18 protein-coding genes are annotated in these 22868 nt (G+C 74.4%); 7 read left to right on the forward strand and 11 right to left on the reverse strand.

Features of this window, described 5'->3' with window-relative positions:
• The first annotated feature begins 4 nt into the window (after positions 1-4).
• Positions 5-502, forward strand: coding sequence for a DUF6328 family protein (locus tag ACIBK9_RS07905; protein ID WP_352327547.1), 498 nt, complete (start codon positions 5-7; stop codon positions 500-502).
• Here the strand turns inward: ACIBK9_RS07905 and ACIBK9_RS07910 are convergent.
• The 7 genes from ACIBK9_RS07910 to ACIBK9_RS07940 form a co-directional block, all read right to left on the reverse strand.
• Positions 454-795, reverse strand: a complete 342-nt coding sequence (locus ACIBK9_RS07910) for a cation:proton antiporter (protein WP_397156152.1) — start codon at positions 793-795, stop codon at positions 454-456. The two genes, ACIBK9_RS07905 and ACIBK9_RS07910, sit on opposite strands and share 49 nt — an antisense overlap.
• Before the next feature lie 2 nt (positions 796-797).
• Entirely contained in the window at positions 798-1058 is a 261-nt protein-coding gene (locus tag ACIBK9_RS07915) for a monovalent cation/H+ antiporter complex subunit F (protein ID WP_352351365.1), read from the reverse strand.
• Positions 1055-1597 carry a Na+/H+ antiporter subunit E gene (locus tag ACIBK9_RS07920; RefSeq protein WP_397156155.1) on the reverse strand — a complete coding sequence of 181 codons (543 nt, stop codon included), beginning with the start codon at positions 1595-1597 and terminating at the stop codon, positions 1055-1057. Before ACIBK9_RS07920 ends, ACIBK9_RS07915 begins: the two co-directional genes overlap by 4 nt.
• Complete coding sequence (locus ACIBK9_RS07925) at positions 1594-3162, reverse strand: Na+/H+ antiporter subunit D (protein WP_397156157.1); 1569 nt, start codon at positions 3160-3162, stop codon at positions 1594-1596. The genes ACIBK9_RS07920 and ACIBK9_RS07925 overlap by 4 nt, the downstream gene beginning before the upstream one ends.
• A gap of 21 nt (positions 3163-3183) precedes the next feature.
• Complete coding sequence (locus tag ACIBK9_RS07930; RefSeq protein WP_397156159.1) at positions 3184-4014, reverse strand: Na(+)/H(+) antiporter subunit C; 831 nt, start codon at positions 4012-4014, stop codon at positions 3184-3186.
• On the reverse strand, positions 4011-6782 hold the full coding sequence (locus ACIBK9_RS07935; protein ID WP_397156161.1) for a Na+/H+ antiporter subunit A: 2772 nt from the start codon (positions 6780-6782) through the stop codon (positions 4011-4013). Before ACIBK9_RS07935 ends, ACIBK9_RS07930 begins: the two co-directional genes overlap by 4 nt.
• Before the next feature lie 146 nt (positions 6783-6928).
• Positions 6929-8164 (reverse strand): alpha/beta hydrolase, encoded by a 1236-nt coding sequence (locus ACIBK9_RS07940; RefSeq protein ID WP_397156163.1) that lies wholly within the window; start codon positions 8162-8164, stop codon positions 6929-6931.
• A gap of 295 nt (positions 8165-8459) precedes the next feature.
• Here ACIBK9_RS07940 and ACIBK9_RS07945 point away from each other — a divergent pair, with 295 nt between their 5' ends.
• Positions 8460-8828, forward strand: a complete 369-nt coding sequence (locus ACIBK9_RS07945) for a hypothetical protein (RefSeq protein WP_397156165.1) — start codon at positions 8460-8462, stop codon at positions 8826-8828.
• A gap of 122 nt (positions 8829-8950) precedes the next feature.
• Here ACIBK9_RS07945 and ACIBK9_RS07950 read toward each other — a convergent pair whose 3' ends face one another.
• On the reverse strand, positions 8951-9370 hold the full coding sequence (locus tag ACIBK9_RS07950) for an SRPBCC family protein (RefSeq protein ID WP_352330618.1): 420 nt from the start codon (positions 9368-9370) through the stop codon (positions 8951-8953).
• Positions 9371-9549: 179 nt separating this feature from the next.
• Here ACIBK9_RS07950 and ACIBK9_RS07955 point away from each other — a divergent pair, with 179 nt between their 5' ends.
• The 5 genes from ACIBK9_RS07955 (at position 9550) to ACIBK9_RS07975 (ending at position 20714) form a co-directional block, all read left to right on the forward strand.
• Positions 9550-11214, forward strand: a complete 1665-nt coding sequence (locus ACIBK9_RS07955; protein WP_397156167.1) for a TIGR02677 family protein — start codon at positions 9550-9552, stop codon at positions 11212-11214.
• Positions 11211-12425, forward strand: a complete 1215-nt coding sequence (locus ACIBK9_RS07960; RefSeq protein WP_397156169.1) for a TIGR02678 family protein — start codon at positions 11211-11213, stop codon at positions 12423-12425. The genes ACIBK9_RS07955 and ACIBK9_RS07960 overlap by 4 nt, the downstream gene beginning before the upstream one ends.
• Positions 12422-16492 (forward strand): TIGR02680 family protein, encoded by a 4071-nt coding sequence (locus ACIBK9_RS07965; protein WP_397156170.1) that lies wholly within the window; start codon positions 12422-12424, stop codon positions 16490-16492. Before ACIBK9_RS07960 ends, ACIBK9_RS07965 begins: the two co-directional genes overlap by 4 nt.
• 61 nt (positions 16493-16553) lie before the next feature.
• Positions 16554-18110 carry a beta-N-acetylhexosaminidase gene (locus tag ACIBK9_RS07970; RefSeq protein WP_397156171.1) on the forward strand — a complete coding sequence of 519 codons (1557 nt, stop codon included), beginning with the start codon at positions 16554-16556 and terminating at the stop codon, positions 18108-18110.
• Positions 18111-18131: 21 nt separating this feature from the next.
• A complete protein-coding gene (locus ACIBK9_RS07975) occupies positions 18132-20714 on the forward strand; it encodes a glycosyl hydrolase 2 galactose-binding domain-containing protein (RefSeq protein WP_397156172.1) in 2583 nt (860 codons plus the stop codon).
• Between the two features lie 55 nt (positions 20715-20769).
• Here ACIBK9_RS07975 and ACIBK9_RS07980 read toward each other — a convergent pair whose 3' ends face one another.
• From ACIBK9_RS07980 to ACIBK9_RS07990, 3 genes are all read right to left on the reverse strand, one after another.
• Positions 20770-21765, reverse strand: a complete 996-nt coding sequence (locus ACIBK9_RS07980) for a carbohydrate kinase (RefSeq protein ID WP_397156173.1) — start codon at positions 21763-21765, stop codon at positions 20770-20772.
• A 144-nt stretch (positions 21766-21909) separates the two neighbouring features.
• The gene (locus tag ACIBK9_RS07985; protein ID WP_397156175.1) at positions 21910-22485 is read right to left on the reverse strand and encodes an SRPBCC family protein; all 576 of its coding nucleotides are present in this window, start codon (positions 22483-22485) and stop codon (positions 21910-21912) included.
• Positions 22482-22796 (reverse strand): metalloregulator ArsR/SmtB family transcription factor, encoded by a 315-nt coding sequence (locus ACIBK9_RS07990; RefSeq protein ID WP_358286085.1) that lies wholly within the window; start codon positions 22794-22796, stop codon positions 22482-22484. Before ACIBK9_RS07990 ends, ACIBK9_RS07985 begins: the two co-directional genes overlap by 4 nt.
• Positions 22797-22868: the final 72 nt, after the last annotated feature.

Raw genomic sequence — 22868 nt, forward strand, 5'->3', positions numbered from 1 at the left:
CCGAGTGAAGAACGAGTCGCACGAGGAACGCGCCGACCGCAACTTCGTCGAACTGCTGCAGGGCGCCCGCGTCGCGGTGACCGGCGTGCAGGTGCTGTTCGCGTTCCTGCTGACCGTCCCCTTCTCGCCCGGCTTCGTCAAGCTGGACCAGACCGACCGCTGGCTCTACTTCGCCGCGCTGGTCAGCGCCGCCGTCGCGTCGATCTGCTACATCGCGCCGACCGCCCAGCACCGCGTGCTGTTCCGGCAGGGCCACAAGGAGAGGCTGGTACGCCGGTCCAACACCTACGGCCTGTTAGGAGCGCTCGCCCTGGTGGTGTCGATGACCACGGCCACCATGCTGGTGATCGACTACCTGTTCCACTCCACCCTGGCCTGGGTCACCGCCGGCATCCTGGCCGGGCTGGCCGCCTGGACCTGGTTCGGCCAGCCCGCCCTCGACCGCAGGGGCGATCAGTCCTCCTCCGAGGGCGGCATCTCGGTCTCGTCCCGCGACGACTGACGCGAGTAGGCCGCCCGCCCCACCATGTACGCCGCCACCGACACGGTGATCACCTGCGAGGCCCCCACGATCAGCAGCGGCCCGGCGTTCCACCAGGTGGGCCGGTGCAGCCACATCGCGGCCAGCACCAGCAGCACGCCGAGCACCTGTGGCTTGGTGCCGGCGTGCATCCGGTCGAGCGTCGTGCGGAAGCGCACCAGCCCGGCGCCCGCCGACAACGCCAGCACGGCCCCGAGCACCAGGCAGACCGCCGCCGCGACCTCCATCACGCTGCCCATCACGCTGTCCGTCACGCTCACCCCGACCGCCCCGGGAAGAACCGGGCCAGCGACACCGAGCCCACGAACCCCAGCAACGACAGCACCTGGAGCACCGGCAGGTCGGAGTAGTCGTCCCTGACCACCGCGAACAGCCCGACCGCGCACATCGCCAGCGACGTCAGCACGTCGAGGGCGACCGCGCGGTCCAGCATCGACGGCCCGCGCCCCACCCGCCACAACGCGGCCGCCGCCCCGCCGCCCAGCAGCGCGATCGTCACCAGGTACACCGCGCTCACCGCAGCTCCTCCCGGTCGGCGCGAGTGCCGAACGCGGCCACGATGCGCGACTCCAGCCCGGCCAGGTCCCTGCGGACCGCGTCCGGGACGCCCTCCCCGGCCAGCCCCAGCACGTGCAGCATCAGCTCTCTCCTGTCCATGTACGCCTCCACCACCAGGCTCCCCGGCATCGTGGACAACGCCACCATGATCATCACGGTCATCGACTCCGACGACGTGCGCAGCCGCACCAGGACCAGCTGCGTGGGCGGATCGCCGGGCCGTACCACCCACGCCACCACCCGCACGGTCGAAAGCAGCATGTCCCACCCGAACCACAGCAGGAACCGCGCCAGCGGCAGCGGCCGCACCCTGATCCCCGGGTCCAGGACGGGCAGCGGCAGCAGCCACGTCACCACCAGCGCGGTCGCCAGGCCGCCCAGCACGTTCCCCGCCGACAGCTCGCCCCACAGCGTCACCCACACCAGCGTCAGCCACGCCACCAGCGGCAGCGGCACCCGCCGGCCGAACAGCCGCGGCGCGAGCAGGCCGCCGCTCACCGCCGCGTCCCCAGCACGGCGGTGATGTACGTCTGCCGCTCGCTCAGCTCCGTGGCCACCCGCTGCGTCAGCGCCGCCAGCGGCCCGGCCAGCACCGTGAACGACAGCCCCAGCGCCACCAGCGCCGCCGTCGCGCCCAGCAGCACGGGCGGCAGCGCCGTCGTCGTCACCACCGGCTCCTCACCCGTCGCCTCCTCGCTCTCCATCACCTGGCCCAGCCGCTCCTCGCGCGGCGCGCGCCAGAACGCCTTGCCCCACGTCTTGGCGATCGCGTACAGCGTCAGCAGGCTCGTCAGCAGCCCGCCCGCCACCAGCACGAGCGCCGCCGGGCCGCCCTTGTCCAGGCCCGCCTGCACCAGCAGCAGCTTGCCCAGGAACCCCGACATCGGCGGGATGCCCGACAGGTTCATCGCGGGCACGAAGAACAGCACGCCCAGCACCGGCGCGCTCCTCATCAGCCCGCCCAGCCGGTTGACCGACGTGGTGCCGGTGCGCCGCTCGATCAGCCCCGTCACCAGGAACAGGCTCGTCTGCACGGTGATGTGGTGGACGATGTAGAACACCGCGCCCGCCAGGCCCGCCACCGTCGACAGCGCCACCCCGAACACCATGTAGCCGATGTGGCTGACCAGCGTGAAGGACAACATGCGCTTGATGTCGGTCTGCGCCACCGCGCCCAGCACGCCGGCCAGCATCGTGGCCAGCGCCACCGCCATCAGCAGCGTGGAGACCGGCCCGCCGGGGAACAGCAGCGCCTCCAGCCGGATGATCGCGTACACGCCGACCTTCGTGAGCAGCCCGGCGAACACGGCCGTGGCCGGCGCGGGCGCGGTCGGGTAGGAGTCCGGCAGCCACGCCGACACCGGGAAGATCGCCGCCTTGATCGCGAACGCCAGCAGCAGCGTCAGCTCGACCAGCAGCTTGACCTGCGCGGGCAGCGTGCCGAAGCGCTCGGCGAGCTGCGCCATCGACAACGTGCCCGTCGCGCCGTAGGTCACCGCCAGCGCGATCAGGAACAACATCGACGACGCCAGCGCCATCAGCGTGTACGTGGCCCCCGCCCGCATCCTGGACTCGGTCCCGCCGAAGGTCAGCAGCACGTACGAGCCGCTCAGCAGCATCTCGAACGCGACGAACAGGTTGAACAGGTCACCGGACAGGAACGCGTCCGCCACGCCCGCCACCATGACCAGGAACGCCGGATGGAAGATCGCCATCGGCGCGTCGTGCTCGGCCTCGTCGTAGGCGTTGGCGATCGAGTACACCATCACGCAGAGCGTCACCGCCGACGACACCACCAGCACCAGCGTCGAGAGCCGGTCGGCCACCAGGCAGATCCCGACCGGCGAGGCCCAGCCGCCCAGCTCGGTCACCAGCGGGCCGTGCGTGTCGGCGTGCGCGAGCAGCAGCACCGACACCGCCAGCGAGATGCCCAGCGTGGTGACGCTGATGGCCGACTGCAGATGCCGCAACCGGCCGCCGATCGCCAGCTTGATCCCGGCCGCCAGCAGCGGCAGCAGCACCGGCACGCACACCAGCCCGCGCAGCTCGACCAGGTCACCCACGGGCCCCGCCCCTGCCTGCCACTAGTCTCCGCCCTCCAGTTCGGGGTCGTTGGCGAGCGCCTGGCGGGCCCGCTCCTCGCGGATGGCCGAGCGCATCTGCCTGCGGGCGTCGCGCTGCCGGGCCTTGATCCGCCGGCGCAGCTCCTTCTCGCCGGCCGCCTGCTCGGCCCGCCGCCGGGTGTGCTCGCGGCGCAGCTCGTCGATGCGCTCGGCGTTGTCGCCGGCCGTGGCCTCCTCGCCCGGCCGGTCCCGCTGCCCGGCCTCCTCGAAGCCGAGTTGCAGCTGCTCCTCCGACAACCCTTCGGCCATCCCCGTGCGCATCCACTCCTCCAGCTCGGTGTGCACGCGGGCGATCCGCCGTTCCAGGTCGGCCTCCTGCAGCCGCTCCCGCTCGGCCTGCTCGGCCTCCAGCCGGGCCAGCTCCGCCCGCTGCTCCACGACCAGCCGCCGGTAGGCGTCCTGCCGGGTGCGCAGGGCGTGGCTCAGCTCGCCGCGCCTGGCCCGCAGCCGCACGCGCCGGTCCTCGGTGTCGTCCTGGACCTCGTCGCTGCCGGTGAGCTGCCACGTCCGGTGCACCATGGCCAGCACGAACGCCGTCACTCCCAGGGTGATCACGATGGCGGTGAGCACCATCGCCTGCGGCAGCGGATCGGCCATGTCCGCCACCGGCGTGCTGCCCAGGATGGGCGGCCCGCCGGCGTTCCCGCCCGCGGTGACGATCAGCAGGTTCACGCCGTTGCCCAGCACGACCACCCCGGCCAGCACCCGCACCAGGCTCCGCTCCAGCAGCAGCGTCACACCGGTCGTGATCATCACGCAGCAGCACAGGAACGGCGCCAGGGAGATCGTCACGCGCTCTCCTCCGCCTCGATCTGCCGGTCCAGCTCGGCGCCGAGGCCGCGCAGCACGTCCTGGACCATGCCGGTGACCGAGACGTACACGCCGAGGTCGAACAGCAGGCCCGTGGACACGTGCAGGCTGCCGACCAGCGGCAGGTGCACGTCGGCCGCCAGCATGTCCAGCGCCGCCCGCCCGAACAGCAGCCCGGCCAGCGCCGTGCCGGTCGACAGGGTCAGCCCGGCGCCCATCAGCACGCCCGCGTGCACCGGGACCGCCGCGGCCAGCTCGTACCGGCCGCCGGCCAGGTAGCGCACGGTGATCGCCAGCCCGGCCACGATGCCGCCGGCGAACCCGCCGCCGACCCCGCTGTGCCCGACGAACAGCAGGAACACCGAGAGCACCAGCACCGTGTGGAAGGTCAGCCGGGCCGCCACCTCGAAGGCCACGGCCCGCTGGCCGCGCGGCAGGGTCGAGGACAACCAGTGCGTGCGCTCGGCGGGCACCCGGCCGCGGTCGTCCCGCTCGATCTCGTACGTCCTGCGCCGCAGGAACACCAGGCTCGTCACGCCCAGCGTCAGCACGACCAGCACCGTGCTCTCGCCCATCGTGTCCCAGGCCCGGATGTCCAGGATGATCGCGCTGACGATGTTGCGCGCCCCCGCCTCGCGCGCCGCGGCGGGCATCAGCGACCCGACGGCCCAGGTGCTCCGCGCGCCGGTGGCCAGCAGGCCCGCCCCGGTCACCACCACCCCCACGGCCAGCCCGAGCCCGAACCGGAACAGCCGCGGCAGCCGCGCTCTGACCGGGGTCACCGGCAGCCGCCGCAGCACCAGGGCGAACACCACCAGGGCCAGCGTCTCGGCCAGGAACTGGGTCAGGGCCAGGTCGGGCGAGCCGTGCGCGAGGAACAGCAGCGCGGTGCCGTACCCGATGACGCCGACGACCACGGCCAGCAGGATGTAGGCGCGGGCGAACAGCGCCAGCGCCGCCGACGCGGTGATCAGGACCGCCAGCACCGGCTGCTCCACGCGCTCCCAGGCGACGACCGGCACGTCCAGGTGCGGCACGCCGCCGTAGGCGACGGCGAACACGCCGACGCCGGTCGTGGCGGCCAGCGTGAGCAGCAGGTAGTCGGGCAGCGAACCGCGCTGGACGAAGCCCGTGGCCTGCACGGCGAACCGGTCCAGCCGACGGACGAGCGCCCAGAAGAGCTGCGTCGAGTCCAGCACGTGCAGCGCCGCGCCCGCCCTGGCCACCGGCTCCCTGGCCAGGAACAGCAGCACCCCGGCCGCCAGCGCCACCGCCGACAGCAGCAGCGCGGGGGACAGCCCGGCCCAGATCGCCAGGTGCGTGGCGTGGCCGGGGTCGCGGAAGGTGCCGGTGTAGCCCGACATCGCGCCGCCGTACCAGGAGGCGAAGGGCGCCAGCGCCAGGCCGAGCACCGCCAGCAGCGCGGCGGGCGCGAACATGGCCGCCGCCGTCCGGTGCGCCGGCGTGGCCGGCACGCCCGGCTTGGCGGCGAAGGCCCCCCACAGGAACCGCAGCGTGTACGCCGCCGTCAGCGCCGACCCCGCCACCACCCCCGCCAGCACGAGCGGCCGGTCCAGCAGCGCCTCCAGCGCCGCCTCCTTGCCGGCGAACCCCGCGAACGGCGGCAGCCCCGCCATCGACGCCCCCGCCAGCACCGCGGCCGCGCACACCCACGGCATCGACCGGCCGACCCCGCTCAGCTCGCGCAGCTCACGGGTGCCGGTCGCATGGTCGACGACGCCCACGACCAGGAACAGCGCGGCCTTGAACAGCGCGTGCGCGGCCAGCATGCCCACCCCGGCCAGCGCCGCGCCCCGGGTGCCCACGCCGAACAGCGTGATCAGGAAACCGAGCTGACTGACCGTGCCGTAGGCCAGCAGCCGTTTCAGGTCCGTCTCGCGCAGCGCCCGCCAGCCGCCCAGCAGCATCGTCAGCACGCCGAGCGGCACCGCGACCGCCCGCCACAGCGGCACGTCCCCGAACGCCGGCCCGAGCCTGGCCACCAGGTACACCCCGGCCTTGACCATGGCCGCCGCGTGCAGGTACGCCGACACCGGCGTCGGCGCCGCCATCGCGGCCGGCAGCCACGTGCTGAACGGGAAGATCGCCGACTTCGACAGCGCCCCGGCCAGCACCAGCACCAGCCCGGCGGCCAGCGGGCCCGCCTGCGGCGGCCGGGCGACGACCCCCGACAGCGCGTACGTGCCCGCCGCCTGCCCGACCACCACGAACCCGGCCAGCATCGCCAGCCCGCCCAGCGTGGTCACCGTCAGCGCCTTCATCGCGGCCCGCCGGCCCGCCCGGCTCTCCGGGTCGTAGCCGATCAGCAGGTAGGAGAAGACGGTGGTCAGCTCCCAGAAGACGTACAGCAGGAGCAGGTTGTCGGCCGTGACCAGCCCCAGCATCGACCCGGCGAAGGCGGTCATCGCGCCGCCGTAGCGGCCCAGCCCGTCGTCGCCGGCCGGGAAGTAGCGCACGCTGTAGACCAGGACCAGCACGCCCACGCCGGTGACCAGCGCCATCATCAGCAGGGTCAGCGAGTCGGCCCGGAAGGACAGCTCCAGCCCGAGCGCGGGCGCCCAGCGGGTGTCCTCCCGCGCCGGCAGCCCCCGCACCCCCAGCCACACCGTGTACGCGAAACCGGCGCCGGGCGCCACGGCCAGCAGCAGGAAGGAGGCCCGTCCCATGCGCCGGGCCAGCCAGGGAGCGCAGACCGCCGCGAGCGCGTGCAGGACCAGCAGCGACTCCATGGGCTCCTCGGGCGGGAATTTCCGGCTACGTCCGCCCAATCTCTCCCGCCCGGTCGTGCCCGCCGCGCAGGCGCGGCCAGGGTTGACCCGAACGTCACCAGTCCCTCACCCGCCCATGAGCGGGTGAGGGAGCGGGGCCCACGCCCTCAGACCTTCGCGCAGGCTCCCGGACGGGGCGCGCGAGCCGTGATCACGTACCGGTCGATCTGCCGGTCCAGGCAGGACGAGCTCCCCTTGTACGCCGTGTGCCCGTCGCCGTCGTGGGTCAGCAGCACGCCGTGCTCCAGCTGCCCGGCCAGCCGCCTGGCCAGCTCGTACGGCGTGGCCGGGTCACGCGTCGTGCCCACCACCACGATCGGCGGCGACCCGTGGGCGCGCACCTTCCTGGTGAACCCCTTGCCCTTGACCGGCCAGTACGCGCAGCGCTGCTCGGGATGGTCCAGGCAGTTGACGGCCGTCAGCGCCTCGCTGCTGTTGTCGTAGCTGCCGTCGGGACGGCGTCCGTGGTTGACGTCGGCCAGGGCGAGCATGGCCGTGCCGTCGCCCTTGAAGGCGAGGGTGAGCGCCTGGCGCAGGTAGGGCCAGCTGTCCCTGGCGTACATGGCCTGGTTGACGCCCGCGCGCAGGATGGCCTCGTTGACCTGCCTGCTGTCGCCGTCGTTGCGCAGCGGCGCCCGGTCGGCCCGCTTGTAGAGCGCCTCCAGCCGCTTGGTCGCGGCGGCGACGGTGTGCCGGGGGAACGGGCAGTCCCTGGCCCTGAAGCAGTCGCGCAGGAACGACTCGCGGGCCAGCCGGAACCCCCGCTCCTGCGCCGCGCCGAACTCGGCGAGCGTCTGGCCGGGATCCTCGGCGCCGTCGAGCACCATGGCGCGGATCCGGGTGGGGAACAGGTCGGCGTAGCGGGCGCCCAGGTAGGTGCCGTAGGAGAAGCCGAAGTAGGTCAGGCGGGCCTCGCCCAGGGCGGCCCGCATCACGTCCAGGTCGCGGGCCACCTCGCCGGTGCCGACGTGCGCGAGCAGCTGCTTGCCGGAGTTGGTCGCGCAGCCCTGGGCGAAGATCTTCATCCACGCCTTGGCCCGCTTGACCTCGGCCGCGTTGTCAGGGGTGGGGTCGGCGGCGAAGTAGGCGTCCAGGCCGAGGGGGGACAGGCAGCGCACGGGGGCGGAGGCGCCCACGCCGCGCGGGTCGAAGCTGACCACGTCGAAGTGCTGCCGGACGGCGGCCGACATGACGGTCTTGTCGGCCTTCAAGATGGTCGTGCCGGCGCCGCCGGGGCCGCCGAAGTTCAGCACGATCGAGCCGATCCGCCGGCCGGTCGCGGGCAGCCGGACCATGGCGATCCCGATCCGCCGGCCGCCGGGCTTCGCATAGTCGAGGGGCACCGTCAATTTCGCGCACTGGAACCCGCTGCCGCACCCCGACCAGGCCAGGCGCTGACCGTAATAAGCGTTGAGCCCGCCGTTCGCAGCCGCGTTTGCAGTGCCGGACAGGCCGGCCGCGGCGATCAGACCTGCGAGTACGGGGGAAAGAATCGTGATTAAACGTCGCATAATCAAAAGTTGACGGGAATACCTTGCGAGCCCCTTTAAGCGTGGTGGCACAGATCATTTGCAAGAAGCGCGCCGGGCTGGGTATCGAGCAGGTCATCCGCACGACTACCAGGGGGAACAGGCCGCCATGTCGAAGCAGAACCGTCCCGTCGAGGGCGAGCACAAATACGAGCAGCACGTCACCTCGACCGACGAGCACGAGGAGCGGCCCGGCCGCAGCCTCGTCACCACCGACCACGACGTGATCGAGGAATGGGCGCATGAGCGCGGCGCCAAGCCCGCGACCGTGCCCGGCACCGAGCACCAGGGCAGGGCGGGCGTGCTCCGCTTCGACTTCCCCGGCTACGGCGGGGACGACCTGGCGGAGATCACCTGGGAGGAGTGGTTCGAGACCTTCGACCAGCGGAGGCTGAACTTCATCTACCAGGAGCACAAGAAGGACGGCAAGCAGAGCAACTTCTTCCGGCTGGAGAACACGGACCGCGAGGACGCCTGACCCCCGGAGGGGCGGGCCCACCCCCGCCCGCCCACCGGGCCTCTGCCGCCCCCGCTTGCGCGCCGGACTCAGCCGCTCCCGGAGAAGCCCGCCGTCCGGCAGCGCTCAGGAAGGGCCGTCGTTCAGCCGCCCTCGGAGACCCGGCGGGTGACCTCGTCGGCCAGCCGGTCGAGGGAGCGGTCGAGCAGTTCGCGCACCTCGCCGACCCTGGCGCTGGAGGCGGGCTCGTCGAGCAGCGACAGGTGCACGGTCACCTCGCTCGTGCCGGCCGCCGAGTCGGACACCTGCAGCCAGCCCGCGTAGTCGGGGTGGTCGCGGCCGCCCCACTCCACCCGGAGCTGGTCCTCCTGGGCGCGGAACAGCCCCTCGTGCCGCCCGCTGCCGGGCACCAGCTCGCCGCCCGCCTCGACGGTGCCCGCCCCGCCGTCGCCGACCCACAACCCCTGCGGCAGCCACCGGTCCATCAGCTCGACGTCGGACGCCACCCCGAACACGATCATGCTGTCGGCCGGCATCCCGCGCGTCGCCTCGATCTCCGCCATCACAGGCCCCCGTCTTCCCCGAATGCCGCCGTACCGGGCGCGGACCGCGCCGCCTGCCACCGGCAGCCGAACGCGGCGACCATACCCGTGGCATCTGCTCGCAAACCGGCTCCCGCGGTGCCCGTCTGTGCCACTACGGTGGCTCCGGTGAAACCGCGGCGAGAGGGGAGAACGGCGCGATGGCGGAGCTGCCACGAGTGCCGCCGGAGATGTTCCGGTTCGCCACCACTGAGCGGGCGGATCTGCACACGGCCCTCCTCGACGTCCTCGGCGCCGCCGCCGAGCGCCTGGAGCCCGCGCTGACCGCCGGCGAGGCCCGCGACCGGCTGCGCGACCGCGGCTGGTACGCCCCCGTCGGCGACCACGACCTCACCGGCGCGCTGCGGCAGCTCGCCGGCTGGCGACTGGTCGAGGCCGTCTTCGACCACGCCGCCGGCTTCGCGACCGCCGAGGAGTACGAACGCGGGAACCTGCGCTACGCCCTGACCGCCCAGGGCGAGGCCGCCCACGCCGGGCTGCGGCAGGCGTCGGCGACACTGGCCACCGCGACACCGGTCTCGGGGAGTGCGCACACCGCCGTGCTCGACGCCGTCGCCGACCGGCTGGAGGAGCTGGAGGCGCTGCTGGCCGACCCCGACCCCGGCCGCGACCGACGGGTGTTCACCTGCCTGCGGGAGCTGGAGTGCCACCTCGACGGGCTGCGCCGCGACACCGTGCGGCTCAACGGCGAGCTGCGCCGGCTGCTGCGCGCCGGCGGCGCCGACGTTGGCACGTTCCACGAGGCCGAGGCGGCCACGGTGGCCTACCTCCAGGAGTTCCTGACCGGGCTGGAGCAGCGCGGCGAGACGGTGGCGCGGGCGCTGCGCGGCGTGGCCGCCCGGGGCGTCGGCGTCCTGCACACCCGGGCCCTGGCCGGCGCCGACCTGCCCCGGATCCCCGGAACCGACCTGGCCACGCCGTGGCTGGCCGCCCGCGCCGCCGCCTGGGCCGAACTGCGCCAGTGGTTCGACTCGGACCTCGTCCCGGCCCCCGAGAGCGGCGGGACCGGAAGCGGCAGTGCCGGGAGCGGAGGTGCCGGGAGCGGCGGTGCCGAGAGGGGCGGGACCGGGAGCGGCGGCGCCGGGAGTGGGGGCGGGCCCCGGTTGCGGCGGCTGCAGGAGGTCGCGGGCGAGGCCGTCGTCACCCTGCTCGGGCTGCTCGACCGCGTCACCGCCGCCCGCCGCCCCGCCTCCGGCGCCGCCGCCGACTTCCGCGCGCTGGCCCGCTGGTTCGCCACCGCGCCGGCCGAGGACGACGCCCACCGCCTCTGGGACGCCGCCTTCGGCCTCGGCCCCGCCCGGCACGCCCACCTCGGGCACGCCGACGCCGAGCTCGTCCCGGCCGGGACGCCCTGGGCGGAGGCCGGGCCGGTGGCGGTCTCGGCGCTGCTGCGCTCGCGGGGCAGGACCGAGCGCATGGGCCGTACCGGGCGGGTGCGCGACGTGGCCGCCCTGCGCGCCGAGCGCCGCGCCCGCGCCGAGAAGGAGCACGCCGGGCTGGAGGCCGCCTGGCGGGCGCTGGCCACCACCGGCTCGGTCCGGCTGTCCCAGCTCGGCGCGCTCGACCACGACACCCTCGGCCGGCTGCTCGACCTGCTGGGCCGGGCCCTGGCCGCCCGTCCCGACGCCACCGGCCTGCGCCGGGCCGTCACCTCCGACGGCCGGGTCGAGGTCGTGCTGCGGGCCCCCGGCGACGGCGCGGTCGCGGTGCTGCGCACCTCCGAGGGCTGGTTCCGCGGCCCCGACTACCTGCTCGACGTGCGCTCCCCGGGCGCCCGCGACCACGGGAGGGCCGAAGGGGCATGAGCAGCCTGGCCAACCAGCTCGTCAGGGCGGAGAAGGAGGAGATCGCCCGCGCGATCAGGACCCTTCTCGCCCGGCCCTTCCTGACGGCGGACGACGAGCCCGCCGCCTTCGCGGTGATCAGGAAACGGCGGGAGCCGCTGACCCGGTGGTTCGACTACTTCTGCGGCTGGCGGCTGGTCGTGGAGCCCCGCGAGGGCTACGCCCGCCTGGTCAAGGTCGGGTCGCGGCCGACGGCCACCCGCCCGGCCCGCCGCCGCGCCGGCGGCCCGCCGTTCGACCGCCGCCGCTACACGCTGCTGTGCCTGTGCGCGGCCGAACTGCTCGCCGCGCCGGTCACCACGATCGGCATGCTGGCCGGACGGGTGGCGCGGGCGGCGGCGGTCGAGACCGGCGTGCCGCCCTTCGACCCGGTCAGCGCCGACGAGCGGGCCGCCTTCGTCGACGCGCTCGAACTGCTCGAACGGCACGGCGCGATCACCCCCACCGACGGCACGACCGACGCCTACCTCGGCGACGAGGAGGCCAAGGTGCTCTACCGCGTGGACACCACCCGCGTGATCAGGCTGCTGGCCGCGCCCGTCCCGCCCTCCCGCCTGCCCGGCGCGGCCAGCGACCCCACGGCTTCCGTCGCGGCTCCCGTCGCGGCGCTCACCGTCGAGGCCCGTTACGGCGGCGACGAGCCCACGGAGACCCAGCGCGCCCTGTGGGCCCGCCACTCCGTCATCCGCCGCCTGCTCGACGAGCCCGTCGTCTACCGCGACGAGCTGACCCCCGCCCAGGCCACCTACGCCGCCTCGCTCACCGGCCGCCGGATGATCCGCAGGGCCGCCGAGGAGGCCGGGTTCGTGCTGGAGGAACGCGCCGAGGGGCTGCTGCTCGTCGACACCGAGGCCACCGCCACCGACACGAGGTTCCCCGACGACGGCGGCCCCGCCAAGGTCGCCGCCCTGCTGCTGCTCGACCTGCTGGTCACCGCCGGTCCGCTGCCCGCCGGACGCTTCGACGAGGAGGCCGCCGAGCTGCTGCGGCGCTTCCCCCAGTGGGCCAGGGCCTACCAGTCGGACGGCGGTGCGCCCCGCCTCGCGGCCGACGCGCTGGAGGTGCTCGCCATGTTCGGGCTGGCCCGCCGTACCGGCGACCGGGTGGCCGCCCTGCCCGCCGGAGCCCGCTACCGGGTCGATCGCGGCCCGGCCGACACGGAGGACGCATGACCGTCACCGAGCTCACGCCCGCCCGCACCGCCCCAGGCATGGACCGGCGCTGGATGCCCGTACGCGCCGGGATCCTCAACGTGTGGCGCTACCACGACGAGGTGTTCGAGTTCCACCGGGGCAGGCTGCTGCTGCGCGGGCCCAACGGCAGCGGCAAGTCCAAGGTGCTGGAACTGCTGCTGCCGTACGTGCTGGACGCCAGTCTCAAACCCAGCAGGCTGTCCACGTTCGGCGGCACCGAGCGGACCATGCACTGGAACCTCATGGGCGAGGGCGCGAGCGGCGTCACCCGCGTCGGCTATGTCTGGCTGGAGTTCCAGCACGCCGACGGCCGCTGGTTCACCTGCGGCGCCCGCCTCCAGGCCACCGCCCACACCAAGAACGTCACCGCCGCCTACTTCACCACCGGCTCCCGCGTCGGCCTGCCCGGCGGCGTCCGGCTCACCGGCGACGGCGGCCAGCCGCTGACCAGGGTCCAGCTCGCCGACGAACTGGGCGAGGCCGGGACGGTCCACGAGTCCGCCGACGCCTACCGCGCCCTCGTGCGCCGCACCCTCTACACCGGGCTCAACGAGCAGCGCTACGACTGCCTGCTCACCGCGCTGCGCCAGCTGCGCACCCCCAAACTGTCCGAACGCCTCGACCCCGGCCTGCTGTCCGACCTGCTGTCCAGCGCCCTGCCGCCGCTAGGCGAGGGCGAGATCCACGAGATCGCCGACGGGTTCGAGCGGCTCGACCGGCAGCGCGAGGAGCTGCGCCTGCTCGACCGTGACGTGCAGGAGGCCGACCGGCTGGCCGACGTCCAGCGCGGCTACGCCCAGAAGGTGCTGCGCGCGGCCGCCGCCGCGGCCCTGGACGCCGGGCAGGCCGTCGACGCCCTCGCCGCCGAGGTCAAGGCCGGACGGGAGGCGCTCAAGCAGGCCGGCGACGAGCTGGCCGCCGCGGCCGTCCGGCTGTCGGAGGAGGAGGCGCAGGAGCTGGCCCTGGCCGCGCAGATCGAGGGGCTGAAGGAGAGCGAGGCGTACCGGTCCGGGCGCGACCTGCACCGGCTGCGCACGCAGGCGCGCGAGGCGCACGAGTCGGCGGCCCGGCTGCGCGACCAGGCCGGGGCGGCGGCCCGCGGCGCGTCGGCCAGGCAGGAGCTGTCGTTGCGCGCGGCGGCCGTCGCCCGCGCCGCCACCGGCCTGGCCGACCGCGCCCGCGCCGAGGCCCGCCGGGCCGCCGAGCGCGCCGGGCTGCTCTCGGTCCACCTGGAGTGCGAACGCCCGGTTCCGGATCACTCGGGCGCTCAGCCGGGCGGCGAGGGGGAGCGGGGCGACGACGGCGAGGAGTCCGTGCGCCGCGCCCGCGAGCTGCTGCGCGCCGCCGTCACCAGCCGCGCCGGCCAGATCCGCGAGGTCGCGGCGGCGGCCGTCGAGCACGAGGAGGCGATCGGCCGCCGCACCACCGCCGAGCACGACCGCGACCGCGTCCGCGACGACCTGGCGGCCGCGACCGCCGCCCACGACCAGGCCGGCGCGACCCGCGACGAGCGCGCCCGCGACCTGGCCGCCGCCCTGGAGGAGTGGGCCCGCGGCTGCGCCCACCTCCGGCTCGACCCCGAGGAGCTGGCCGGCCTCGCCGACCGGTCCGACCAGGCCGACGAGCTGGTCGGCGCGGCGCGCACGGCGGCCGCGGTCCGGCTGGCCGCCCGCGAGCACCACCTGACCGGTCTGCGCGACCGGCTGCACGCCGAACGCGCCGAACTGGCCCGCGAACGCGAACGCCTGGCCGACCGGACCGCCCTGGAGCCGCCCCCCTCGCCCGTCCGCCCCGCCTCCCGCTCCGGACGGCCCGGCATGCCGCTGTGGCGGGCGCTCGCCTTCCGCTCGGGCGTCGACCCGGTCACCCAGGCGGGCGTCGAGGCGGCGCTCGAAGCCTCGGGCCTGCTCGACCTGTGGCTGCTGCCCGACGGCGGCATGGACCCCGGCGAGCACGACGCCTTCGCCGCCTCCGCCCTGGCCCGGCCCGCGCCCGGCCACAGCCTGGCCGCCGTGCTGTCCGCCCAGCCGGGCGCGCCCGTCTCGGCCGAGCGGGTGCTCGCGGGCGTCGCCTTCGCCCCCACGGCGCTCGGCCTCGACCACCCGGCGGCCGTCGGCGCCGACGGCACCTGGCGGCTCGGCCCGGCCGCCGGGCGCTGGGTCAAGCCGGAGCCCGCCTACATCGGCGACGCCGCCCGCGAGCGCGCCCTGCGCCGCCGCGTCGCCGAGCTGGACGACCGGCTCTCCGACCTGGCCGGCACGATCGCCGAGTGCGACCACCTGTTCAGGGTGCTGGCCGGCGACCGCGACACGCTCGCGGCCGAGCTGCGGCGGCGGCCCGACCGGAGGCCGTACGACGGGGCCGCGCGGGCGCTGGACGCGGCCGTGGCCAAGGTCGCCCTGCTGGAGGACCAGCTCCGCGCGCACGAGCAGCGCCTGCACGAGCGCGAGAAGGAGGTGGGCAGGTCGCTGCGTCGGCTCACCGAGCTGGCCGCCCGGCACGCCCTGCCCGCCGCCCGGCCCGCGCTCGACCGGCTGGAGGCCGCCCTGCGCGCCGCCGAGACCACCGGCGCCGTCTGGCACGACCGGCGCGGCGACGCCCGCGCGGCCAGGGAACGCGCCGGCCAGGCGGCCGAGACCGCCCGCGAGTACCAGGACCTGGCCGTACGGGCGATGGAACGGGCCGAGGAGGCGGCCGACGCGGCCGTCGTGCTGGCCGAGAAGCTGGCCGCCGTCGAGCCCGCGGCCGGCGGCGAGGACCTCGACCTGCTCGGCCGGCTCCAGGACGCCCAGACCGCCCACCAGGGCTGCCGCCGCCTGATCCGGACGATCCACGACGACACGGCCCGGCTCAACGCCCGCCTCGGACGGCTCAGGGGCGAGCTGGGTCAGGCCGAGGAGAAGCACGCCGAGGCCGGGCGCGTCCGCGAGGCGGTCTGCGAGCGCCTGCGCCGCCTGCTGGCCGGCCACCTGGCCGCCGACGCCGGCCTGCCCGCCGGGCCCGCCCCCGACGCCGGGGTGCGGGCGGTGCTGGAGGCGGCCGGGGACGTGGCCGGGCGGCTCGCCGCGGTGCCGCACGAGCAGCGGACCGTCAGGGAGGCCGAGGCCCGCCTGCGGGACGCCTTCCACCACGCCAGGGAGGTCCTGGCCGGCCGCGCCGAGCTGGAGCTGGCCCCCGACGAGGACGTCCAGGTGCTGACCGCCACCGCCGGCGGCGTGCGGGCGGGCGCGGCGGCGCTGGGCAGGGCGCTGCGCGGCGAGCGCGACGAGCGGCGCGGCGACATCACCGAGGCCGAGCGCGACCTGTTCGACCGCACGCTCGCCGGTGACACGCGGCGGCACCTCGCCGACCGCATCCGCCAGGCCGCCGCGCTGGTCGAGGGCATGAACCAGCGGCTCGAACGCGTCCGGACGGCCTCGGGGGTCGCGGTGCGCCTGGTGTGGCAGGTCGATCCCACCCAGTCGCCGGCCACCCGCGCGGCCCGCGAGCTGCTGCTGCGCGACCCGGCCGGGCTGAGCGAGGCCGACCGCGAGGCCCTGTACGCCTTCTTCAGGGACCGCGTCGAGGAGGCGCGCGCCGACAACTCCTCGGCCGGCTGGGAGGACCAGCTCATGAAGGTGCTGGACTACACGTCCTGGCACCGGTTCGTGGTCCGCCTCGACCGCGGCGACGGCCAGGGCTGGCAGGACCTGACCAGGAAGCTGCACGGCGCCCTGTCCGGCGGCGAGAAGGCCATCGCCCTGCACCTGCCGCTGTTCGCCGCCGTGGCCGCCCACTACCGCACCGACCCCGGCTGCCCCCGGTTCATCCTGCTGGACGAGGTGTTCGTGGGCGTCGACCGGGCCAACCGCGGCCAGGTCTTCGACCTGCTGGTGAACCTCGGGCTCGACCTCGTGCTCACCTCCGACCACGAGTGGTGCGAATACCGCGAGCTGGACGGCATCGCCATCCACCAGCTCATCACCGGCGACGGCGACGACGCGGTGACCACGGCCCGCTTCGTGTGGAACGGCTACCGGACCGTCGCCACCGAGACCCTTGATTAGAAAGGTTCTTTACCACCAGCGATCGCGTCCGTATGGTGGGGGCAACCCTCGGGAGGCGGTCATGAAGATCCGCACCGCTGCGGTCGTGCTGACGACCCTGCTCGCCCTGTCGGTCCCCGCCTCGGTGACCGTCTCGCCCAGTGCCACGGCGGCGGCCGCCGTCGCCTTCGGCGCGATCGTGCCCGCTCCGGTGAGCGCGGTCCCGGCGGCGGGGGTGACGTACCTGATCACCGCCGCGACCGCCCTTTACTCCGACGCGCCCGAGGTGGGCGAGCAGCTCGCCGCGCGGTTGCGCCGCTCCACCGGCTACCCGGTCCCGATCGTGACCGCCCCGCCGGCGGACGGGATCGCGCTGCGGCTGGGCACGGTGGCCGGCGGTGAGGAGGCGTACCAGCTCGACGTGACCGCCACCGGGATCGTCGTGCTGGCCAACGGGCCCGCCGGGCTGTTCAACGGCGTGCAGACGCTGCGGCAGCTGCTCCCGTACGCCGCCGAGGCCGGCACGGTGCAGCCGGGCCCCTGGCCGGTGCCCGGCGGGCGGGTCGTGGACCGGCCGCGCTACCCCTGGCGGGGCGCGATGCTCGACGTGGCCAGGCACTTCTTCCCGGTGGACGCGGTCGAGCGGTACCTCGACCAGATCGCGCTCTACAAGATCAACCGCCTGCACCTGCACCTGTCCGACGACCAGGGCTGGCGCATCGCGATCGACTCCTGGCCCCGGCTGGCCTCCTACGGCGGCGGCACGGCGGTCGGCGGCGATCCCGGCGGCTTCTACACCAAGGCCCAGTACCAGGAGATCGTCGCCTACGCCGCCGCGCGGAACATCACCGTGATCCCGGAGATCGACATGCCGGGACACACCAACGCCGCCCTCGCCTCCTACGGCGAGCTCACCTGCGACGGCGTCGCCCCGCCGCGCTACACCGGCACGGACGTCGGGTTCAGCTCGCTGTGCACGTCCAAGGAGCTCACCTACACCTTCGTCGACCAGGTGATCGGCGAGCTGGCCGCGCTCACCCCCGGCCCGTACCTGCACATCGGCGGGGACGAGGCGTCCTCCACGACGCCGGCCGACTACCGGGCGTTCGTCGACCGGGCGCAGGGCATCGTGGCCGCCCACGGCAAGACCGTGATCGGCTGGCACGACGTCGTCAACGCCACCCCGCTGCCCTCCACGGTCGTCCAGTACTGGGGCAGCGACCCCACCGAGACGGCGGTCTCGACGGCGGGCCGGAAGGTCGTCATGTCCCCGGCGAGCCGCGCGTACCTGGACATGAAGTACAACCGGCGCACCCCGCTCGGCCAGACCTGGGCGGGCACGATCGAGGTCAAGGACGCCTACGGCTGGGATCCCGGCGCCTACCTCAGAAGGCTCCCGCCCGAGCAGGTGCTCGGCGTCGAGGCGCCGCTGTGGACCGAGACGCTCAGGACGTCCGCCGACCTCGAATACATGGCCTTCCCCCGCCTGCCCGCGCTCGCCGAACTGGGCTGGTCCCCCTCCGTCACGCACGACTGGACCGCGTTCCGGCAGCGGCTGGGCGCGCAGGGCCCGCGCTGGCGCGTCATGGGGATCGCCTACTACCGCTCCACCCAGATCGCCTGGCCCTCCGGTTCGTAGGAGCCCCCTCAGGAGCTGCGCATGTCACGATCGATCAGATGCGTCCTGGCCGTGCTCGTCCTGCTGCTCGCCTCGGGGGTGGTGAGCGCGGGCAGCGCCGTCGCGGCGGCCGGTTCGACCGAGCTGGCCTCGGGCTGGGCGCTGCGCCCGGCCACCGGCCTCGCCGACACCGGCGCGGCGATCTCCACGCCCGGGTACGCCACCACCGGCTGGCACCCGGTCACCCTGCCCTCGACCGTCCTGGCCGGGCTGGTCGCGAACGGCGTCTACCAGGACGTCTACTTCGGCCAGAACCTCAAGAACGTGCCCGACCTGACCACCCAGGACTGGTGGTTCCGCGGCGAGTTCACCGCCCCGGCCACGGCCCCCGGCCAGGTGTACTGGCTGCGTTTCAAGGGCCTCAGCTACCGCGCCCAGATCTGGCTGAACGGCGTGCAGTTGGACGCCGCGGCCGTGGGCACGTTCGTCGGCCACGAGTACGACGCCACCGCCGCGATCCGGCCCGGCGCGGTCAACGCGCTGGCCGTCAAGGTCACCCCGCCGCGCCACGACTGCAAGGACCTGTCCACCTGCACGGTCGACTGGAACCCCGAGGCCCCCGACATGAACGCGGGCATCTGGAACACGACCCTGCTGGACACCACGGGCCCGGTGGCCCTGCGCGACCCGTACGTGCGGACCACCCTGTCCGGCGCCGCCGCCGACCTGGCCGTCTACGTGGACGCCGTCAACGCGACGAACGCCCCCGTCACCACCACGGTCAGCGGCACGATCACCAAGGCGGGCCGGCCCGACCTCACCTTCTCCCAGGCCGTCACGCTGGCCGCCCGCGAGCGCAAGGAGGTCGCCTTCGCGCCCCTGCACGTGAGCGATCCGGTGCTGTGGTGGCCGTACCAGTTCGGCAGCCCCGAGCTGTACCGCCTGACGGTCAGCGCGGGCGCCTCCGACAGCAAGACCATCGACTTCGGCATCCGCCAGGTCACCGACTACCGCACCACCGTCAACGGCACCTCGTTCGCCGGATACAAGATCAACGGCCGGCCGATCCTGCTGCGCGGCGGCGGGTACGTGTGGGACCTGATGCAACGCTGGGACACCAGGACGAACGCCGCCCACATCGCCTACGTCAAGGACATGGGCCTGAACACCATCAGGCTGGAGGGCACCCTCGGCAACGAGGAACTGTACGACATGGCCGACAAGGCAGGCATCCTGGTCATGCCGGGCTTCGTCTGCTGCAGCGCCTGGGAGGACGACAGCGCCTGGACCGCCGAACAGGAACAGGTCGCCCGCGCCTCGCTGGACAGCCAGCTCCGCTCGCTGCGCCACCACGCCTCGGTGTTCCTGTGGACCTACGGCAGCGACCAGCCGCCGACGGCCGCGCACCTGGCCGCGTACAAGAGCGTGGCCACCGCCCTGCACTGGCAGAACCCCACCCTGGACAACGTCGCCACCTGGTCCAACGCCGACGCCGGCATGAAGATGGACGGCCCGTACGTGTGGGAGCCGCCGGTGCTGTGGTGGGACGAGAGCCGCAGCGGCGGCGCGTACGGCAGCACGGGGGAGGAGGGCACCGAGTCGCCGCCGCCCCTGGAGACGCTGCAGCGCTTCCTGGCGCCCGCCGACGTCTGGCCCATCGGGACGGCGTACAACTACCACGCCGGCAAGCCGGGCAGCGTGTTCGACACCATCGCCCCCTACAGCACCGGCCTGGCCAAGCGCTACGGCACGCCCGCCTCCGCCGCCGACCAGTCCCGCAAGTCCGAGGCGCAGAACTACGAGAACGCCCGCGCCTTCTTCGAGGCGTGGAGCGCCAGGCAGCACGTGCGCTCGTTCGGCTCGATCTTCTGGATGCTGAACAACGCCTGGCCGTCGGTCCACTGGAACCTCTACGACTACTACCTCAAGCCCGGCGGCGGCTACTTCGGCACCAGGAAGGCCACCGAACCCGTGCACATCGCCTACGACTACCTGACCCGGGCCGTGCACGTGGTCAACTCGACCCTCACCACGCGCTCCGGGCTGACCGCCACGGTCTCCGTGCACAACCTGCCGGACCTGGCCCAGCAGTACATCGCCTCGGCCCCCGTCACCGCCACGGCCAACGCGGGCGTCCAGGTGCTGACGATCCCGGCGCTGACCGGGCTGTCGCGGACGTACCTGATCAGGCTCCAGCTCAAGGACGCCGCCGGCGCGAAGGTCAGCGACAACGTCTACTGGTACTCCACCGCGCCCGACACGCTCGGCAACAAGAGCAACTGGTACCGCACCACGCCGAAGACCTACGCCGACCTCACCGGCCTGAACGCCCTGCCCGCCGCCGACGTCGCCGCCACCGGCGTCCGCGCCGTCTCCGCCGGGACCGAGACCGTCACGATCACCCTGCGCAACCCGTCCGGCCTGGCCTTCCTCGTGCGCCCGGAGGTGGTCGCGGACGGGCGCGAGGTCGTCCCGGTGACCTACACCGACAACTACGTCACGCTGTGGCCGGGGGAGACCACCACCATCACGGCCACGTACCGCACGAGCGACCTCGGCGGCCGGCAGCCGGCGCTCCGCGTGCGCGGCTACAACGTCCCCACCACGACCGTCCCCCTCACCTGACCCGCCGCCCCGGGCGGGATCCCGGTCGCTTGCCGGGGTCCCGCGCGGGCGGCGGTCAGGGGGTGGCCAGGGCGTCGGCCCAGGGCGGGTTCGCGCCCGCCACCGAGCACGTCAGCGCCGACACCCGGGCCGCGAAGGACGCGGCGGCCACGGCGGTGTCCAGGTCGAGGCCGTCGAGCCGGCCGCCGAGCAGGCCGCGCGCGCCCAGGTCGTGCAGGAGCCCGGCGGTGAAGGAGTCACCGGCGCCGACCGTGTCCACGACGACGACCTCCGGCGCCCGCACCTCCGCCCGTTCGCCGTCGAGGGACACCAGCGCGCCCGCCGCCCCGCGGGTCACCACGACGAGCCGGGCCCCGGCGGCGTGCCAGGTGTCGCAGGCGCGTTCCACCGGCACGCCGGGCATCAGGAAGCGCAGGTCGTCCTCGCTGAGCTTGAGCAGGTCGGCCCACCGGCACCAGCGCTCGACCCGGTAGTCCTCGCGGGCGGCGAGAGTGGGCCGCACGTTGGGATCGACCGAGACGGTGGCCCGCGCGGCGGCCGCGCGCGCGAACTCCTCGACCGCCGCCCGGCCCGGCTCCCTCACCAGCGCCAGCGACCCGGTGTGCAGGCAGGCGGCCGGGCCGAGCCGGGCCGGGGTCAGCTCGTCCGGGCTCCACTGCCAGTCGGCGGTGCCGCCCGCGTAGAAGGTGTAGGCGGCCTGGCCGCCGTCGTCGAGCGCGGCGACCGAGAGCGTGCTCGGCTCCGCGGCCTCGACGGCCGCCGACAGGTCCACGCCCGAGGACGCCAGCCGTTCACGGAACAGCGCGCCGAACACGTCGCCGGAGATGCGTCCGAGGAAGCGGGCCGGCGTGCCGAGCCTGGCCAGCGCCACCGCCGTGTTGGCCGGGCCGCCGCCCGGCAGCACCCGCAACCCGAGCTCGCCGCCCTGCCCTGCGCCGCCCCCCGCGCCGCCTGTGGCGCTGCCTGCCGCGCTGCCTGCCGTGCCGCCTGTGGCGCTGCCTGCCGCGGTGGTGAAGCCGTCGGCGACGCACTCGCCCAGAACAGCGATCATCGAGCCTGCCTTCCTGGCGCGCGCCGCCGATGCCGTACGCCCCGGGCTGCATCGACGTCTCCGGATGGGAGCTCATCATCGCAGCCCGGCCGCCTTCTCCGCCCCTGTCGGCTCCGGGGCCGCGTCCGGCGTGGTGCGGGCCCGTCAGGAGGTCTGGTCGCCGTCCTTCAGGTGGCCGGGCAGGCCGGTGTTCGGGACGTCGAGCTGCCGGGCGTACCGGTCGTTCAGCTCCGACCAGCCGAAGCCGACCGCCGCCGCACCCCGGATCGGCGGGATCGGCCGCCCGTCGAGCAGTCTGTCGGCCACGTCGAGGCAGAGGTGCCACCCGGCCGCCACCTTCGGCAGCAGGTCGCGGTCCAGGACGGTGTGCCGCAGCGTCAGACGCGTGCCGCCGCCGGTCGCCGCCAGCTCCCACCGCAGCAGGTCGGTGCCGAACGTGTACTCCAGCAGCGTCCGCGGCTGGACGCGGACGACCTCGGCCACCAGGTCCTGAGGCTTATCGTCGTCGATCATCGTGAGGGTCGCGCCACCGGCCTCGGAAAGATCACGGTCGGCGGTGTACGGCGCCCACGCCGCGAGCTGTCCGGGCTCGGTCAGCGCCCGCCACACCTTCTCAGGCGGATGCCGCAGGTCGCGGACGAAGACGAGGGTCCAGCGACCTTCCGTCACCTCGCTGCCGACCTGGGCCGGCTGGCTCGGGCGGTACGCGTCTGGGGTCATGGCTGCTCCAGGTTGTCGAGATGGCGCTCAAGGGCGTCGAGATGCGTGTCCCACAGGGCCCGGTACGGCTGAAGCCAGTCGTCCAGCGCCTGGAAGGGGCCGGCGTGCAGGCGGTAGATGCGCCGCTGCGCCTCGGTGCGGCAGGTGACGAACCCGGCCTCCCTGAGCACCTTCAGCTGCTTGGACACCGTGGGCTGGCTGACATCGAGCGCCTCGACCAGCTCGTTCACACTGCTCTCGGCCATCCGGAGCCGATCGAGGATCCGACGCCGGGTCGGCTCGGAGAGCACGGAGAACGCGTCGACGGACATGCCTTCATATTCTCTTGCGGGTATATGCCTGTCAAGGTATACACGCCGCGCATCCCTTGTCGGCGGGCCCTT

Origin of the sequence: Nonomuraea sp. NPDC050227 (genome assembly GCF_044459705.1) — a bacterium.
Taxonomy (GTDB): Bacteria; Actinomycetota; Actinomycetes; order Streptosporangiales; family Streptosporangiaceae; genus Nonomuraea.